The sequence below is a fragment of the Vibrio lamellibrachiae genome, assembly GCF_050337265.1.
Classification (GTDB): domain Bacteria; phylum Pseudomonadota; class Gammaproteobacteria; order Enterobacterales; family Vibrionaceae; genus Vibrio; species Vibrio kyushuensis.
In genome coordinates, this window is sequence record NZ_JAKJSU010000006.1 from 195,613 (window position 1) to 212,207 (window position 16,595).

14 protein-coding genes are annotated in these 16,595 nt (G+C 43.1%); 8 read left to right on the forward strand and 6 right to left on the reverse strand.

The features are described 5' to 3' along the window. Positions 1 to 167 precede the first annotated feature (167 nt). Together L4C54_RS10100 and L4C54_RS10105 are read left to right on the forward strand one after the other, a co-directional pair. Positions 168 to 1,223, forward strand: coding sequence for a LacI family DNA-binding transcriptional regulator (locus L4C54_RS10100; protein ID WP_428808076.1), 1,056 nt, complete (start codon positions 168 to 170; stop codon positions 1,221 to 1,223). A gap of 256 nt (positions 1,224 to 1,479) precedes the next feature. Next, a complete protein-coding gene (locus L4C54_RS10105) occupies positions 1,480 to 3,690 on the forward strand; it encodes a bifunctional 2',3'-cyclic-nucleotide 2'-phosphodiesterase/3'-nucleotidase (RefSeq protein WP_428808077.1) in 2,211 nt (736 codons plus the stop codon). Between the two features lie 93 nt (positions 3,691 to 3,783). Here the strand turns inward: L4C54_RS10105 and L4C54_RS10110 are convergent, their stop codons facing one another. Then, positions 3,784 to 4,980, reverse strand: a complete 1,197-nt coding sequence (locus L4C54_RS10110) for an Acg family FMN-binding oxidoreductase (protein WP_428808078.1) — start codon at positions 4,978 to 4,980, stop codon at positions 3,784 to 3,786. A 91-nt stretch (positions 4,981 to 5,071) separates the two neighbouring features. On the opposite strand from L4C54_RS10110, the gene L4C54_RS10115 reads away from it, so the two are divergent. Together L4C54_RS10115 and L4C54_RS10120 are read left to right on the forward strand one after the other, a co-directional pair. After that, positions 5,072 to 5,533 (forward strand): MarR family winged helix-turn-helix transcriptional regulator, encoded by a 462-nt coding sequence (locus tag L4C54_RS10115; RefSeq protein WP_428808079.1) that lies wholly within the window; start codon positions 5,072 to 5,074, stop codon positions 5,531 to 5,533. 172 nt (positions 5,534 to 5,705) lie between these two features. Then, a complete protein-coding gene (locus L4C54_RS10120) occupies positions 5,706 to 6,812 on the forward strand; it encodes a hypothetical protein (RefSeq protein WP_428808080.1) in 1,107 nt (368 codons plus the stop codon). 84 nt (positions 6,813 to 6,896) lie between these two features. Here L4C54_RS10120 and L4C54_RS10125 read toward each other — a convergent pair whose 3' ends face one another. From L4C54_RS10125 to L4C54_RS10135, 3 genes are all read right to left on the reverse strand, one after another. Continuing rightward, positions 6,897 to 7,502, reverse strand: coding sequence for an NAD(P)H-dependent oxidoreductase (locus L4C54_RS10125; RefSeq protein ID WP_428808081.1), 606 nt, complete (start codon positions 7,500 to 7,502; stop codon positions 6,897 to 6,899). 145 nt (positions 7,503 to 7,647) lie between these two features. Beyond that, the gene (locus tag L4C54_RS10130; RefSeq protein ID WP_428808082.1) at positions 7,648 to 7,947 is read right to left on the reverse strand and encodes a hypothetical protein; all 300 of its coding nucleotides are present in this window, start codon (positions 7,945 to 7,947) and stop codon (positions 7,648 to 7,650) included. Positions 7,948 to 8,052: 105 nt separating this feature from the next. Further along, complete coding sequence (locus tag L4C54_RS10135; protein ID WP_428808083.1) at positions 8,053 to 9,591, reverse strand: alanine/glycine:cation symporter family protein; 1,539 nt, start codon at positions 9,589 to 9,591, stop codon at positions 8,053 to 8,055. A 493-nt stretch (positions 9,592 to 10,084) separates the two neighbouring features. Here L4C54_RS10135 and L4C54_RS10140 point away from each other — a divergent pair, with 493 nt between their 5' ends. From L4C54_RS10140 to L4C54_RS10150, 3 genes are all read left to right on the forward strand, one after another. Beyond that, entirely contained in the window at positions 10,085 to 11,299 is a 1,215-nt protein-coding gene (locus L4C54_RS10140) for an iron-containing alcohol dehydrogenase (protein WP_428808084.1), read from the forward strand. A 201-nt stretch (positions 11,300 to 11,500) separates the two neighbouring features. Next, entirely contained in the window at positions 11,501 to 12,007 is a 507-nt protein-coding gene (locus tag L4C54_RS10145; RefSeq protein WP_428808286.1) for a DUF3087 domain-containing protein, read from the forward strand. 189 nt (positions 12,008 to 12,196) lie between these two features. Next, complete coding sequence (locus tag L4C54_RS10150; RefSeq protein WP_428808085.1) at positions 12,197 to 12,586, forward strand: VOC family protein; 390 nt, start codon at positions 12,197 to 12,199, stop codon at positions 12,584 to 12,586. Between the two features lie 151 nt (positions 12,587 to 12,737). Here the strand turns inward: L4C54_RS10150 and mpaA are convergent, their stop codons facing one another. Further along, on the reverse strand, positions 12,738 to 13,448 hold the full coding sequence (gene mpaA, locus L4C54_RS10155; protein WP_428808086.1) for a murein tripeptide amidase MpaA: 711 nt from the start codon (positions 13,446 to 13,448) through the stop codon (positions 12,738 to 12,740). A gap of 144 nt (positions 13,449 to 13,592) precedes the next feature. Here mpaA and L4C54_RS10160 point away from each other — a divergent pair, with 144 nt between their 5' ends. Then, positions 13,593 to 15,215, forward strand: a complete 1,623-nt coding sequence (locus L4C54_RS10160) for a peptide ABC transporter substrate-binding protein (RefSeq protein ID WP_428808087.1) — start codon at positions 13,593 to 13,595, stop codon at positions 15,213 to 15,215. 140 nt (positions 15,216 to 15,355) lie between these two features. On the opposite strand, the gene L4C54_RS10165 is transcribed toward L4C54_RS10160, so the two are convergent. Further along, positions 15,356 to 16,480 (reverse strand): M14 family metallopeptidase, encoded by a 1,125-nt coding sequence (locus L4C54_RS10165; protein WP_428808088.1) that lies wholly within the window; start codon positions 16,478 to 16,480, stop codon positions 15,356 to 15,358. Between the last annotated feature and the right edge of the window lie 115 nt (positions 16,481 to 16,595).

Sequence of the window (16,595 nt, forward strand, 5' to 3'; positions counted from 1 at the left end):
ATATTAGTCAGTATTTACCTATTAAATATGCATCCATTGGTACTTAAACTTAAGATTTATTGGTGTGGAAAGTTGCACTATTTTATGTAACGCATTACATTTAATGGGCGAATTGATGCCTTGTTGAACAGGTTGTTCAATATCTAGGGAAGGAATCTTGTGTTAACATGACATACACGAATTTAAAACAATCAATGAAATCAAACGATAAGCCCATGGCAACGATAAAAGATGTAGCTAAAGCAGCTGGTGTATCAACCGCGACCGTTTCAAGAGCGCTTTTTGATTCAGAAAAAGTGACGGAATCTACACGAGAAAAAGTAGCAAAAGCGGTGGCTGACATTGGGTATTCCCCAAATGTTGCGGCGCGTCATTTGAGACGTCGTGAAACCAATAGCATCATGGTGATACTCCCTGATATCTCAAACTCATTTTTCTCCGATGTCATTTCAGGTGTTGAAAAGGTTGCGAGAACAGCTGGGTATAAAGTGTTGCTTGGGGATTTGTCACATGACACAAATCGAGCAAAAGACTTTTTTGACTTAGTGCCCACCAATCAATCCGATGGGCTCATTTTACTGACTTCAGATATTGAGCATGCCTTACTTAAAGATCGCCAGATAGGCTCTGGTTTTCCAGTGGTTATGGCGTGTGAATACGTAGAAGATATGTCGCTGCCAACGGTTCGAATTGATAATCAATCTGCAGCAGGTAAAGCTATTGAGTATTTGATCTCTTTAGGGCATCAAAATATCGCGACAGTTACCGGGCCGATGCAAAACCCCATCTGTCGAGATCGTCAGGAAGGACTTCTTGAACAACTGAACAAAAATGGGTTGTCATTTCAGTATTCTAATATGAGAGAAGGTGATTTTAGTTTTGCTTCGGGGTATGAGCATGGCCGAACTCTACTAGAGCAACTAGACAGGCCCACTGCGATATTCTGCCATAACGATGAGATGGCGATAGGTGTGATCAAAGCGGCTCGAGACCTTGATATTAAAGTGCCTGAGGAGTTATCCGTTATTGGTTTTGATAACATTGCTTTTGGTGAATATTGCGAGCCTGAGCTAACGACGGTCAATCAGCCTAGAGAAGATATCGGCAAGCAAGCGATGAAAACATTGCTTAATATACTGGGTAACAAAGAGGCTTCTCTGTTACATACACCAAGAACCGATCTGATCGTTCGCGGTAGTACCGGTATTTGTCCTAAACGTTAGCCGACTGAAATTTAAATTTTCTATGCCGACGAGGTTGGTTTACAACAGTAGTCGGCGGTTTTCTTTTCACTTACAACCGCTTAATCTTATCTTAATGAATCTTTCATGTAATTGATTACACCCTTTTCCAGTCTACTTCTATATGACACGTGGCACACCACTAAAGTGGTATGTCAAAATTATTGTAACCAAATCGTCATCTATGATTCCTACATTACGAGCCAATTAAGTCACTAACTCTTGGTAAGTAATGAACATGACGAACAATAAAAAGGCCTTATTGGCAGTGTCGATAGTCACAGCGTTGGCGGGCTGCAATATTAAAAGTTCCAAAGATCCAGTAACGATGCAAGTGCGTTTAATGGAAACGACTGATCTGCACAACAACATGCTGCCGTATAACTACTTTGCTTCTGAAGAGGCGAATACGACACCGCAAGAATATGGCTTGTCGCGCACCGCCATCATCATCGAAGAAGCGCGAGCTGAAGTGTTGAACTCACTGCTGTTTGACAATGGTGACCTAATACAAGGCAGCCCAATGGGCGATTACATGGCGAGCAAGGGAGTAGAGCATTTAGAAGAGAACCTTCACCCGGTTTACAAAGCCATGAATTACTTGCAATACGATGCAGCAAACATCGGAAATCACGAGTTTAACTACGGGTTAGACTTCATGAACGCAGCAATTGAAGGGGCTAACTTTCCTTACGTAAACGCGAACGTCTTTGCGTTTGAAGAGAATGCATTGACGGGCTCTTACGCGTTCGATGAAGGGGAGTGTGCGTTTACTCCTGACGAGCATTTTGTCGGTAACACCACTGAGTTCTTTGAAACCTACCAACCCAACTTCACTCCTTATGTTGTGTTAGAGCGTAACTTTATCGCGAGTAATGGTAAGAGTTACCCAATAAACGTGGGCGTGATTGGTTTTACACCGCCGAACATTATGAACTGGGATAAGCGTCATCTTGAGTGTGAAGTGATGATTGCTGATATTAAAGCCGCGGCTGAATATTACGTTCCATTGATGAAATCAGGGAGCGATGAGTACCCCGCAGCAGACATCGTTGTAGCAGTTCCTCACTCGGGGATTACCAACAGTGATAACGGACGTGATTACAATGATAACGCGACATGGGAACTGGCACGTGTTGAGGGTGTAGATGCGATTATGTTCGGCCATGACCACAATAACTTCCCAACCGATGGCAATGCCTATGATGGTATGGAAGGTGTTGACGCCGCCAACGGTAAGATCTTCGGTGTTCCTGCGGTCATGCCCGGCTTCTGGGGCAATCACCTAGGTGTGATTGATTTAGCACTAGAGTTTGACGCAACTAATGAAAGTTGGTCAATTATCGGTAGTTCAGCAACACTCAAAGCGTTGAATGAAGATCCCCTCAAGCAAGATGCGATCATTGCTGACCTTGTTGAAGAAGAACACCGCGCAACGATGGAGTTTATGAACGAAGAGATAGGTACGATTGATGAACCAATCAACAGCTACTTCTCTGCGATTGTTTCTGATATCTCAGTGCAGATTGTGAATGAAGCACAACTCGCGGCCGCTGAGCAGTGGCAGCGAGATGGTTTATTGGAAAACGAAGACCAATTGGTTCTGTCTGTTTCTGCACCGTTTAAAGGTGGCCGTGGTGGTAACACGGACTATACGAGTATCGCAACAGGCCCGTTGACACGCGCAAGTGTTGCTGACCTATACGTGTTTGATAACAACACGCCTTCAGTGTTAGAACTTACCTTCGCAGATATTAAAGAGTGGATTGAGGTTACTGCGTCACAACAGTACAAAACAGTGGCAGAAGATGGCGACGCGTTATTACATCAAAACTTCCGCAGCTATAACTTTGATGTGTTCTTTGGTGGGTTTAATGTAATCGAGGAAGATGGTAAAGATACTGAATATGAATCTCGCTTAACCTACACAATAGATGTATCACAAGAAGCGTATTTTGAAACAGATTCTCGCGGTGAGTTAGTTGAAGATAGCAATGGAAACTTTATTCGCACTGGTTCTTCTCGATTAACGAGCCTGATGTTTGATGGTGAAGAAGTGACGGACGTTTCTGCAATTAATGACGAGACGATGGTTTACGTCGTGACGAATAACTACCGCGCTTCAAATTCATGGATGCCAGGTGTATCCGAGTCTGAAATTGTGTTTGCCGATGAATCAGAAACTAACCGCGATCTAGTGTACGACTATCTAATGGAACGTGCAGAGGATGCAGAAGATAGTAACGAGGGAATTATCGAATTTGTTAACGCGGATAACTTCAAATTAGATGGCCCAACAGGAAAAACGGTTGAATTCCTTTCGTCTATTGATGATGCAGCACAAATCTTTGTCGATGACTATTTAACACCAATGATTGGAAATACTGACCGTTTTGGTAGTGTTGATGATAATGATAACTATCGAGTTTATGAAGTGACGTTCAACTAACGTTCGGATCAACTAACTATAATCATAGCCACTCACTCGAGTGGCTTTTTTAGTGCTGTGAGGGTTTTTTAATGTCTAACAATTGCGTTTTAGTTAGGCTGTAATTAACTGAGAAACGACTCGTCTTGGTCCGTGCGGCGTTTTCTTTGCTTTACCTAAACGAAACAGCATCTGTACCGTGTCATTGTCATCAATGCCAAATGCTTTTTTAAACTCGGCTTGTAGCGGCAACATGTCTGAATACTCTTGTAATACCTGACTCATCGGGTGCTGTGCGAGCCCCATTGCCGTTGTTTTTAGGTTCAGCCTGCAGTAGTCGCGCCCAACGATAACCTGATCTAGGCGGCTATTCCCTGCACTGGTAATCCAACCAAACGTTTCTGTAGAAGCGACTGTTTTCTTCGTCATGTCGACAGCTTGTTGATCGAATTCAGTTGGATCTTTCTCGGTCTTCTCTCGAGAGAGGAAAAAGTTCTCGACCATGATCTTCTTAATGCCTGTTAAGCCAGCCTGTGAAACACCAAATCCATCTCGGTATTTATTCACTTCGTCTTGATCAAAGCGGAACATGGCGATGGTTTCGTGGCTACGATCATTATTACTCACTTCAATTTGCATCGCATCGGTTAGAACTTTTTCCAATTTCAACTTTTCTTCCGTTGAGTCAGTTATGGATAACGGATAGCTGCCACGTTGTTCAGTAAAGCTTTGTAGAGTATCAAGCTCCATCTGAGTCAGTTTGTAATTGCCGTATTCGCGCTTATTAGAGTGGCGAGTTAGCAGGTGCCCAAACAGCGGGTCAGGGGAGATCTGTGACTGTTTAACAAGATTGATAGAGGCAACTGGCTTGTCGAGTAACTCCGTATTGCCATACATGCCTTGAGGGAAATAATCGATTATTGCGTCATAGCCTAACCCCGATGCGGCAATAGAGAGCGTTTCTAAAAATGTTCCTTGGCTTATGTGTATTTGTCTGTAAATCGGATCCGTTTCAGGAAGAAGACGCTGTGGGTCGACATACAGATCGAAACTTTCATCACCTGTCATCTTGATTGTCCAAGGCTGAATGTTGTGCGCATTGGGGCAAAGGATGGCATAGGAGAGCACCTGCATACGAATATCCTTTTGACTTGAGTCTGGACCATTCCAACCATAGTTATCGCTTGGATTTGAGGAGCTACTACAGCTTACAACAGCACTGCTTAGCGCTACTGATCCAACACCTAGACCTACTACCTTAATGAAATTACGTCGATTCATCATGCTCTCCTTAAAATGAGTAGAAACCATTTTTGATTCCTTGGAATGTATATTATATTCCAAGGAATGGTTTATCAAGTGTTTATTTTTCACACTAATCGTTTTGTCGGAGTTATTGGTCATGGATATAAGAAAACAAACAGAAGCCAAGGTGATTGTTCAACTCGGTATAGTCAGGCAATTAATGGCAACCAGAGAAGCGACCCTTTTTGCATCGATGCCGCTTAACCCATCACAATTCGGCGTGTTGAACCACTTTACGCATAATCCTAAGCGTAGTTGGACGGTGACAGAATTAGCCGATGTAATGGAGATGAATCAACCAGGGATCACCAAAATCATCTCGGTATTACTCGAAAAAGGTTTGTTGGAATCTGTGTCGGACATTGAGGATAAAAGACGTCGCCATTTAAAAATAACAGACCAAGGCCTTAAGTTGAGTAGTGAAACAATGAATTCATTAATGCCTGATATTTCGCATCTTTTTTCAGAGTGGGAAGACGATGATCTTACTCAAATGCAGGAGCATATGGAGAAGTTGATGCGTTGGTTAGACGAGCATCGTGATGACTTTGCAAAGTAGATATGAGCCTTGCCCGATACACCTAGCAACTGCTGCGTTCTGATCGGCATTATGCGTACTCTCGTTTTGTTTATCTAATGCTACGTTTATCTAAAGCTTAAAGGCCGTCACGGTATGTAGTTGCTGGGTCTCGATATATTGATGAGGTCAATAATTGAAGTGAACTATATTTGTGAATTTAGAACAGCAGCGTCGGGCTAGTCAGCTAGCATTTGAAAAAACTAATGACAATGTTGTCGTTGGTAATCTAGAGCCAATACCACTAACTCTGGAGCAATTAAAAGCCACAACGTCGGACTCACCTTATGTTGTGACGGCTTATGAATCGGGCTTAACTGCGGTGGTTTATCATATTCGTATTGAGGACCGAGACTGGACGTTAAAATGCCAACGAGCAGAGAGTCTTGTTAAGAATATAGACGGGCAAACTTCGTTTTTAAATGAGGTCCAAAGACGGCGTGATTTATCGACATTGAAGGTTAGCAAGCCGCGAGCCTTTCGCTATATCGTCGATACTCAATTCGCTTCGTACCGAGATGGCATTATCCTCTCTCCATGGATAAATGGAGACTCTATTGAGCGTTTAAATCGTGATTTATTCGAGCAAGTGTTTGAGGCGATTATAAATATAGAGCTTAGTGGCTTGTTTGAATGGGATTTCTGCCCTGGTAACATTTTGTGTAATACCGATGATGAAATTCGTTTATTTGATTTCGGATACATGTATCGATTTGATCCCCTGACGCACTTTAATAGCAACGGAACAGACACGCCTTTATTTCATGGAATTGAGCGGTTTGAAACACGTTTCTTTTTTGACTATCTGCTTAAGAATAAGCAGGGGCTGAGCGATGAGCAGCAGTTCGAATTATATCGGCTGGAAAAAACCTGTGCTCTAGAGGCGTATCAACGGAAACTGTTGAAGCTAACAGAGTTAGGGGCGATGCCCACCGTTATAAAAAGACATACCGATATGATTAATACTTGGGAAGAGGCGCTTAATAATGACGAAGACTTACAAGAGTTGCGGCTAATTGAGTCCTTTCGTTCCAATGTATTAGATTTACTGGATGATGTTCACGGCCAGTCATGTACACCTTATACGCTTAAAAAAGCGGACTTTATTCTTAATATTCTCGTTCAACATTTTGAATTATTGAGCGATACGAATGGGCTTTTCTTTGGTGATGAGCTATTAGGGAAAGAACAACTTCGAGAAAAATATTTGGCGCTAAAGCACAGGGCTATGGAATTTCAACTAGAAAAGGCAGCGTCATAGCTGATCAAATCTGTAGCGACTAGCTATCATCCTTAACAATAATGGCTCTTTGTCATTGAGCCATTATTTTCAATCTCTTATAACCTAAATATTGTCTTGTTTAAGACCAAACTCTTTACACAGATGAGTAAGATACTCAGCTTTATGTTTTTCAAACTGTGGCACTTTCATCACATCATTAGCGGTAAAAGTAGTCGCCGGTTTCATACCTAAAAACTGAAACGTTTTGTGAAACTGCATCATCGCTTGATCAATGTCTGCACCTTCAAATAAGCCATCTTTTTCTGAATCAGAAAATGCACTTTCAGGGGCATTCATGACCATAGTCAACATGTACTTAGTTGATGTTTTAATGCCACCAGAACCGTACAGTTTTCCTTGGTCACTACGAGTTCTGCCGTCGTTTTGGAATAGAATGCCGTGCCCTGCGGTAAAAACATCATCCATGTATTTTTTAAAAGTCCATGGAAGACCCATCCACCAAAGTGGGGTGTGTGAAATGATTAAGTCTGCTTTATCGAGTTTTGTTAGCTCAGCTTCTACATCATACCCTTGTTCAATTGTTGTACTCTCAACGTTCCATCCATTTTGAATAAATAGCTCATGAGCAGCTTCAAATAAACCATTCGTGTATTCTCCTTGAGAGTGGCCAAAAGGTTGTTTTGCATTGATCAGTAGTATGTTGTTCATCTGCTTACTCTTAATATTAGATACGATTCTGATTGTTGGTATATACATTAAACAGCAGGCTGGCAACTAGAATTCGATTTATCAAGCAATCATTAATTCTATTATAAGTATTGGTGATGAGTAGGCGTAAAAATAGAGATGCTGGCTATTGAAATTGAGATAATAATGGTTCAATGAGAGGCCAACCTTGGCTATAGCGCCAATCTTCCTCCCACCAAGAACAGGTTGCTTTGTAATCGTGAGCGAACAGGGTTTGCCACTTTCCTGCCTGTGACTGATAGCGATCATGTTGAGAGATATTACGTAATACGTCCATGGCGTCGGCTTGAGTATTCTCGTTTTCTTCTTCCCACAGAACAAGATTACTCAGATCGGAAAAAAGAGCGCGGACTTCTCGTTCTGGTAAGCCACTGGGCGCTCTGAAATAGTCTTCTTCGTATCCCATTAATGTACCTTAATCAGCTATTCATCTACGTTAAGTGTAGGCTGACAATAAAAAAACAGCAGGTGGTTAGCCTGCTGTTTCCAATAGTGTCTCAATTTTATGTATTTAAGAAGACTGCTTAGCCGTTTCCGTTACATTGTAGACTTTGCCTGCTTTGTGACGAGCAAGGTAGTCCGCTAGGTCACGCTTAACTTCAGGAACCAAGATGTATAGGCCGATAATGTTAACCAGTGCCATAGAGAAGATCATTGCATCAGAGAAATCGATAACTGGGCCTAGGTTCATTGCAGAACCAATTACGACGAAAACACAGAACTTAACTTTGAAGATGATTTCAGCTGTTTTGCTTTCACCAAATAGATAAGTCCAAGCTTTAAGACCGTAGTAAGACCATGAGATCATCGTAGAGAATGCAAACAAAACAACCGCAATAGCTAGGATGTATGGGAACCAGCTGATAGAACTACCAAATGCAGCCGATGTCAGTTCTACACCCGCAAGGCCAGAGCCATTATCTAGGTAACCAGTAATGATGATAACCAGTGCTGTCATCGTACAGATAACAACCGTGTCGATGAACGGTTCTAGTAGTGATACGAAACCTTCAGACATTGGCTCTTTTGTTTTAACGGCTGCGTGAGCAATCGCTGCTGAACCAACACCCGCTTCGTTCGAGAACGCAGCACGTTTGAAACCTTGGATAAGAACACCAATAACACCACCAGCAATACCGTCACCAGTGAACGCACCGTTAAAGATAGCGGCAAATGCATCGTCAATACGGTCAAAGTTCATTAGGATGATGATGAGCGCAGCGCCAACGTAAATAGCAGCCATGAAAGGAACAACTTTCTCTGTAACCTTAGCGATTGATTTAATACCGCCAATGATAACTATTCCAACAATAACCGCGAGAATGATACCAAATAGCCAGCCTTTATCGGCTAGGAATGAAGCATCACCACCCGTTACACCAACAACTTGCTTAAACGCTTGGTTAGCTTGGAACATGTTACCGCCACCAAGTGCGCCGCCAATAGCGAACACAGAGAACAGTACCGCAAGCGTACGGCCAAGAGCTGCATTACCACGTTTAGCAAGGCCCTTGCTTAGGTAGTACATTGGACCGCCTGATACGGTGCCATCTTCATTAGTGTTACGGTATTTAACACCCAGCGCACACTCTACAAACTTGCTCGACATACCAAGTAAGCCTGCAAGAATCATCCAAAAAGTCGCGCCAGCTCCACCAATAGAGACAGCAACCGCTACCCCTGCGATGTTACCAAGACCAACAGTGCCTGAAAGAGCAGTAGTCAGAGCCTGAAAATGAGTGACTTCACCATCTTCTTTGGCCTTTGGATTGCTAAATTTACCTGAAACCAATTCTAGTGCGTGCTTAAAACCACGAACGTTAATGAAACCAAGGTATACGGTAAAGAATATTGCGGCTACGACTAACCACAAAACAATCCAAGGCACCTGTACGTCTGTAAAAGGGAAAGGAATAGTCGAGAAGATCATTCCTACAAATGGGTTGACGATAGGTGCTACGACTTCGTTTATCTTGTCATCTAAACCAGCGGCGGCGGCACTTCCGGTCGCTGTACTGCCAATTAAGGCCAGCATTATATTTTTGTGCATCATTTTTCCTGTCTGAATATCTATTGTTATAACTGTTTTAGTTATAACGGTGGTTATGGTTATTATTTTTATATTGATTTTGGTGTTAACTGTTACAAATTGTTAACAGTTGCTATTATTTCGATCTAAAACTGAGTCGCAACATTTTTGTCTGTTTCTTTGAGCTAGGACTTGTTTTGTTATTTTGAACAAAAAATGAATTGATTTGAGTTGATAATTTGATTAATAGGCTGCTTGTCACTGTGCGATAAGGGATTGAGTGAGTATTTATTCCGATTTAAATGATTTTTTATGCGATATGTTTTACTGGGCATGAAAATGTTTTCGGGATATTATCCTGTTTCGTGTCTGTTTTTTATACAGCCTTTGATTTCAAGTTGATGGAGTAATGTGAATATATTTTGTAAAGGTTGAAAAGTGTGCGCTCTAGACTAGAGATAACTTATTGTATTGCCTAGGCTAGAGGTATCAGGCGACCAAACAGAGACTTACAATGGAACAAAGGCTCTACTACTTACTCCATAAGATCTACATGAGGGTGCTTAAAATAGCAGCCAAGATCCTTCCTATCACTAAACCAACGCTCTTCCTTGGTAAAGACTCTTTGACACAGCTATGCCATAGCGTTTCGATAATGGGTGTCGATAAGGTGTTAGTCGTGACAGACGAGGGGATAAAAAAGTTAGGCTTTGTAAAAAAACTGGCTTTTGAATTCGAACGGGTAGGGGTTCAGTGTGAGGTCTATAGTGACGTGCTTCCAGACCCAACCTACGATCAAGTCGAAGCGGGTTTGTCAAAATACCAAGCGAATAAGTGTAATGGTATTGTCGCGATAGGGGGAGGCTCTCCTATCGATTGTGCAAAAGTGATTGCAGCCTGTGCGACGAACAAAAAACCGATTTCAAAGCTGGTGGGCTTACTTAGAGTCTGGAAAGCACCTGCTCCCTTATTTGTATTGCCGACCACATCTGGCACGGGATCTGAAGTTACGGTTGCTGCGGTTGTCTCTGATCCGAAAACACATAAAAAAACACCGTTGATGGATCCTAAACTCGTGCCCATTGCAGCCGCATTGGATCCGAACCTAATGCTAGCTCTACCGTCCCATATCACCGCTCAAACCGGTATGGATGCTCTAACTCATGCCGTTGAAGCGTACATCTCTTGCAATGCGACTATTGAAACCGACCGATACGCCATTGCGGCCGTTAAACTCATTGATGAAAACTTAGATAAAGCAGTGAAGTTTGGTCAAAACTCTATCGCCAGACAGAAGATGGCGCTTGCGTCTTACTACGGAGGTCTCGCTTTCACCAAAGCCAGTTTGGGTTACGCTCATGCTATTGCTCATGCCGTTGGTGCGAAATATGGCATCCCTCATGGTTTAGCCAATGCGGTCGCGTTACCACACGTTTTAGAGTATTCAAAAATAGAAGCAAGAGAACGGTTGGCTCAGCTAGCAGATGCGATAGGGATCTCTGATCGACGCGCCAGTGATACGGTGAGGGCTGACGCTTTTATTGAGTACATTAAATCGTTACAAACGAAGTTGGGTTTGCCTGCTCACTTTGATGCGTTACTTGATGAACATATTGAAGAGCTAGCTAAAGAGTCGCTGCATGAAGCGCAATGGAATTACCCTGTCCCTCGTTATATGCAGCAAGAAGAGTGTGAAAAGCTGCTGTTTGGTATGACGGCTTCTAAGTAGTCGGATAATCAAACAAACAATCGAACAACCAACCAGAAGAGATAACGCTGGTTGGTTGTGACTAGAAAGTCTCGTATTAAAATCATCACTAGGTATAATCTTCGCTTGAATCGATGACGAGAGATTCCTTGAAAAGGGAGTGCCAAGTCTTTAAAAAACCAATCAAAAATATGATTGGTTAGCTGTTAGATTGGAGCAATGATGCAGTTACAAAATATCGACAAACAATTATATCGTTCACGTTTAAACATTGTCATTGTTGGCTGTATCGCGAGTTTAGCGATCTCAAGTCTGGCGATCTCTCAGACACTCATACTGCTTTTTCCTTCCGGCACTGGTTCGCATTTCCACTGGAACTTATTGGGCGTGGTAATGAGTGCGATAGCCTTAGTTACGATACTGATTAAACTTAAGACTCATCCAAAGATGCGAGAAGTTGCATATGTATGGGATCTGAAACAAGCTCTGAACCTTGTCTCTCGTAAGAATAGAAAGCTCCTTGCTGCAGCGAAGGAGGGCAATGCCGACGCAATGTTAGCCCTTCAGTTTAGTTACGCTGGTTCGCGCCAGCTATGGCAGTTAGACGATAACACCATCACACTCGACACGCTTAATGAGTCGCAGCTTCGACTTGATAACTGGGCTGAAGAGTTCGATGTAACGTTGGACATTGCAAACTATCACTCCGATCTTCTGCAAGGTTTTTAGCTGCCGTTCAAGTTAATTGTGAGCCTGACTACTGTTAGGCTCTGACCCTTTCCAAGTATTTACGAATTCTTCTTCTAGCTCCCTCCAAAGCTGTAAAAATCCATTGTTCTATTCATTCTAAATGACTAATTCAGAATGACGTATTCAGTCCTATACTTTCGTTGTTATTCACCTAAAGGAAATTGGAATATGAATGAATCTTTCAAAAAGCATGGCGCATTTAGTTGGTCGGAATTACTGGTTGATGACGTTGAGTCTGCACTGAAGTTTTATACCGAAGTGATTGGTTGGGATGTCGACGAAATGGAGATGCCCGAAGGTAAGTACTATGTTTTGAACTGTCAAGGAGACCCTGTTGGTGGCGTGATGAAAAAGCCAAAAGAGATTGGAAACGTGCCAAATCATTGGGGAACATATATTACTGTTAAAGATGTTGATGAGGTCTTGGCTAAAGCAGAGGCTGCGGGTGGAAAAGCGGTTTATCCACCCATGAACGTTCCTGGTGTGGGTCGAATGTGTGCGATATTAGATAACAATAATGCGGTAGTTTCTGTTATCACTTATGACGACAACGCGTAGGCTTTATCGGTTGTTCAAGCGTTGCCAAATTATATAACCCTATGAAAAGTATTTGTCCTTATTTGAGTCAGCGAAATATCAGCTGACTCTTTTTCTTTGTTGAGTTCCAAGCTGTATTTAAACACATCGGAATGACAGAACCTTTCGTTAATTAAACCTTTGGTTCATGCTCTAGCATCGAGATAAAAGCAGACAGATATTGATCAATCGTGTGGTCTGCAGAGACGGCGGGCAACTCAACAGTAATACATGGCAGCTCTTTTTCTATGCACCAAGTTCCAAACGATCCCGGCGTCTCGTAATCGACATCTTCAACAATGGGAAGACTAAACTGCTTTCCAAGCCATTTGGCGAGCTTGGATTTAGTTGGATCATCAATCAAGGCGAGTGGTTCGTGAAATGAGACTACAAATTTCGGCTCACGCAGTTCAATTAAGTCGATCAACGCATTAACTTCGGGTTCGAGTTGTTCTGCCTGCCCAGTCCCCACTTTGACATCCCTAACGGTTGTGCTTGAGCTCCACCGATAAACCGTACCATGCGGAGTCCAGTTCTTGGCTGGGAACGCTCGATTTAGATCGATTTGATTAGCGTTGGCGCGAGTTCCTAGCTGGTTGCCGTCAGGGTTGATGGACAGTATGACATCATGCCGTAGCCTTTGTGCCGGTAGGCTTCGTAGCGCACAGGACAAACCTGCAATAGAGGCTGTTTCATCCCCATGTGTCCCTGCTAATATCAATCCACGAGACTCACCCTCTATCTGAGCAGGAAAGTAAAGTAATGGCGCACCAAGGGCCGAACTTCCATAGCATAGCGGCTTTATTGAAAATGCAGCTCTTTCTGTTCTTGGAATTAAACTCACCCTATTCTCCTAATGAATCAAGTACTATCAATGCTCAACTGATTACATAATTTAATCACATAAACCCATCAGTTAAAATTCGTCAACAGTTGTATCGCTAATTGTGGTGCGATGTTCAGAGATTGGCTAGGAGAACGACAAAATATGGACTTTAAAAAACATTCGACGGCTTTACTTATTTCCTCTTTATTAACCCCGTTAATATCGGCATCTGCCGCTGCTGAATCACCAGAAGGTATGTCACTCGCACCTGAACAACACTTAGTTCGAGCAAACGATGCTGAAGCGGCGACATTAGATCCGGCAAAAGCGGAAGGTTTACCAGAGATGCACATCTTGCGTGACCTGTTTGAAGGGTTAGTGATCCAAGATCTTGATGGCAATATCATTCCAGGCGTTGCTAAGTCGTGGGAAACTGAAGACAACCAAACGTTTGTCTTTCACTTGCGCAAAGATGCGAAATGGTCAAATGGAGATCCTGTGACTGCTGACGATTTCGTGTATGCGATAAGACGTGCGGTTGACCCTCAATTGGCGTCGCCGAATGTTTGGTATTTCAAAATGACCAAAATCAAAAATATTGCCGATGTTGCCGAAGGTAAAAAGCCAGTCCAAGATTTGGGTATTTCAGCCGTCGATAAGTACACGTTACGTTTCGAACTCGATAGTAAAATCCCTTACTTTGTTGCAATGACGGGTCATACTTCGATGATGCCAGTGCATAAGGCGACAGTAGAGAAAAGTGATAAGCCGTGGAGTGACCCGAAACAGTTTGTTGGTAACGGTGCGTTTGTTTTGGATAAGTGGGTCGTCAACGAGCGAATAGAGCTAAAGAAAAACCCAAATTATTGGAATAGCGAAGATACTCACCTATCCCAAGTAACTTATATTCCATTTGAAAATCAAAATGCCTCAATCAACCGCTATGTGGCGGGTGAAGTGGATATCACTTCTGATGTGCCCACGCATATGGCTAAAAAGCTCAAAAAAGATTATGAGTCAGCCTACACGGCAGTGCCTCTATTGTGTACTTACTACTACGCATTTAATACCACACGTCCACCGTTCGATGATGCGCGAGTTCGTCAGGCCGTCTCTTACTCCATCATGCGTGACGTGATTACTAATGGTGTCACTCAAGTCGGGAACTTACCGGCTTATACATTCGCTCACCAGTACACTGCAGGTTTTGATGCCACACAACCAGAGTACAGCCACTGGACACAGAAACAGCGTGACGAAAAAGCAGAGCAACTGCTGAAAGAGGCAGGCTACAGCAAAGACAACCCATTAGATTTCACGCTGCTCTACAACACCAGTGAATCAAACAAGTCTATAGCGGTGGCGATTGCCTCTATGCTGAAGGCAAACCTCGGAGCAAAAGTTGAGCTGGAAAATCAGGAGTGGAAATCCTACTTAGTATCGCGTAGACAAGGTGATTTTGATGTGATGCGCGCTTCGTGGTGTGGAGACTACAACGAAGCATCGACTTTCTTAAGCCTTGTACGTTCTGATTCGTCAGGGAATTTCGCACGCTATAACAATGACCAATACGACCAAGCGATGGACAACGCGCTGGCTGCCGTCAATGAGAAAGTGCGTCAGACCTTTTACGATCAAGCGGAGCAACTATTGGCTGTGGACATGCCGATAGCGCCAATTTACTACTATATGCAGGCTCGCTTGGTTCGACCGAGCGTTGGTGGCTTTGCTAAAAACAATGTTGAAGGGCGTATTTATTCTAAAGATCTCTACATCAAAGAATAACATCAGCATGATTAGGGGATTTCAGCCCTAAATGAGAAAAGCCCGGTGCAGAGTGAATTCATCACATAAAGTGCACCGGGCTTTGTTATTTTAATGGAAGATTAGATTGTTAGTCTTTCATTGATAGTAAACCAAATCGCTTACAGTTCACCAACGGTAGACCAAACGGCCGCAAGCATATCGTGGCCGAAGGCAGAGCTGCGTTCCGGAGACCAGCCATAAAGCTCATCAGCGTGGCTAATGTGATCTTTAAATGGCATCTCAACGGTGTACGCCAAACACTTGAACTGCTCGCCGATCCAGTTTGTACCAACCGTCATGTTCGCTTTGCCTGGCTCGTCTTTATCGTAACCAAATTCATCTTGGAACTCTGGCGTGATCGTCAGCAATGCTTGCTTGAAGTGGTTTTCTAGTTTCGCGATGCGCTCGTTGTATGAAGGTGTGCCTTCGCTACCTGCAACAAAGTTATATGGAATCGCTTCGTCGCCGTGTATGTCTAGACACAGATCAACGCCAGTTTCTAGCATACGTTCACGTACAAGGAATACTTCTGGGCTGCGTTCCATAGACGGTGACTGCCATTCACGGTTAAGGTTTACGCCAATTGCGTTGGTGCGTAGGTGACCACGGATGCTTCCGTCTGGGTTCATATTAGGTACAACGTGAATCACAACTTTGTCGAGTAGTGAACGACCTACCGTATCGGTTTCGTCTAACAAGCGTAGTAACAAACCTTCGATAAACCACTCAGCCATCGTTTCACCTGGGTGTTGACGACCGATGACCCAAATATTTTTTTTCTCTGGGCTTGGCTCACCAATCGTTAATAGGCTGATGTCGTTGTTGTCTAGCGTGTGTCCGAGAGTTTCTAATTTACACGCAGGGTGTGTTTGCGCACTGTGTAAAAGATCTTGATGGCGATCGTATGAGTACGGTGCGAAGTAAGCAAAGTACATTGAATCATGCTCAGGAATGATGTTAAACGTCAGTGTATTGCCATCAAACTTAGCAGGAATGCGGAACCACTCTTCACGATCATAAGAAGCAACGACATCGTAATCCTCCCAACCTTTAGGGTAAGCCGACGTTGCTAGTTCATTGATGGTAAACTGGTGCGGTTGGTTCGCTTCACTTTCAAGGCGAAAGTGGAACCATTGTGAAATTTCTGTTTGGTTATCCGCAGGGATAGTTAGTTGAATGTTTTGTGGTGACTCTGCTGAAACGACGTGAATGTTGCCGCTTTCAAAATTGCTGAAAATTCTCATTGTATTGTTTTCTTGTAGTTGAGTTGCCGTAAGGTTAGCACACTTTATTTTCGATAAAAGGACTTACTTTTCTAGCTATTTTAATACGTCAAAAAAGACATCTCCTCACGTTTTA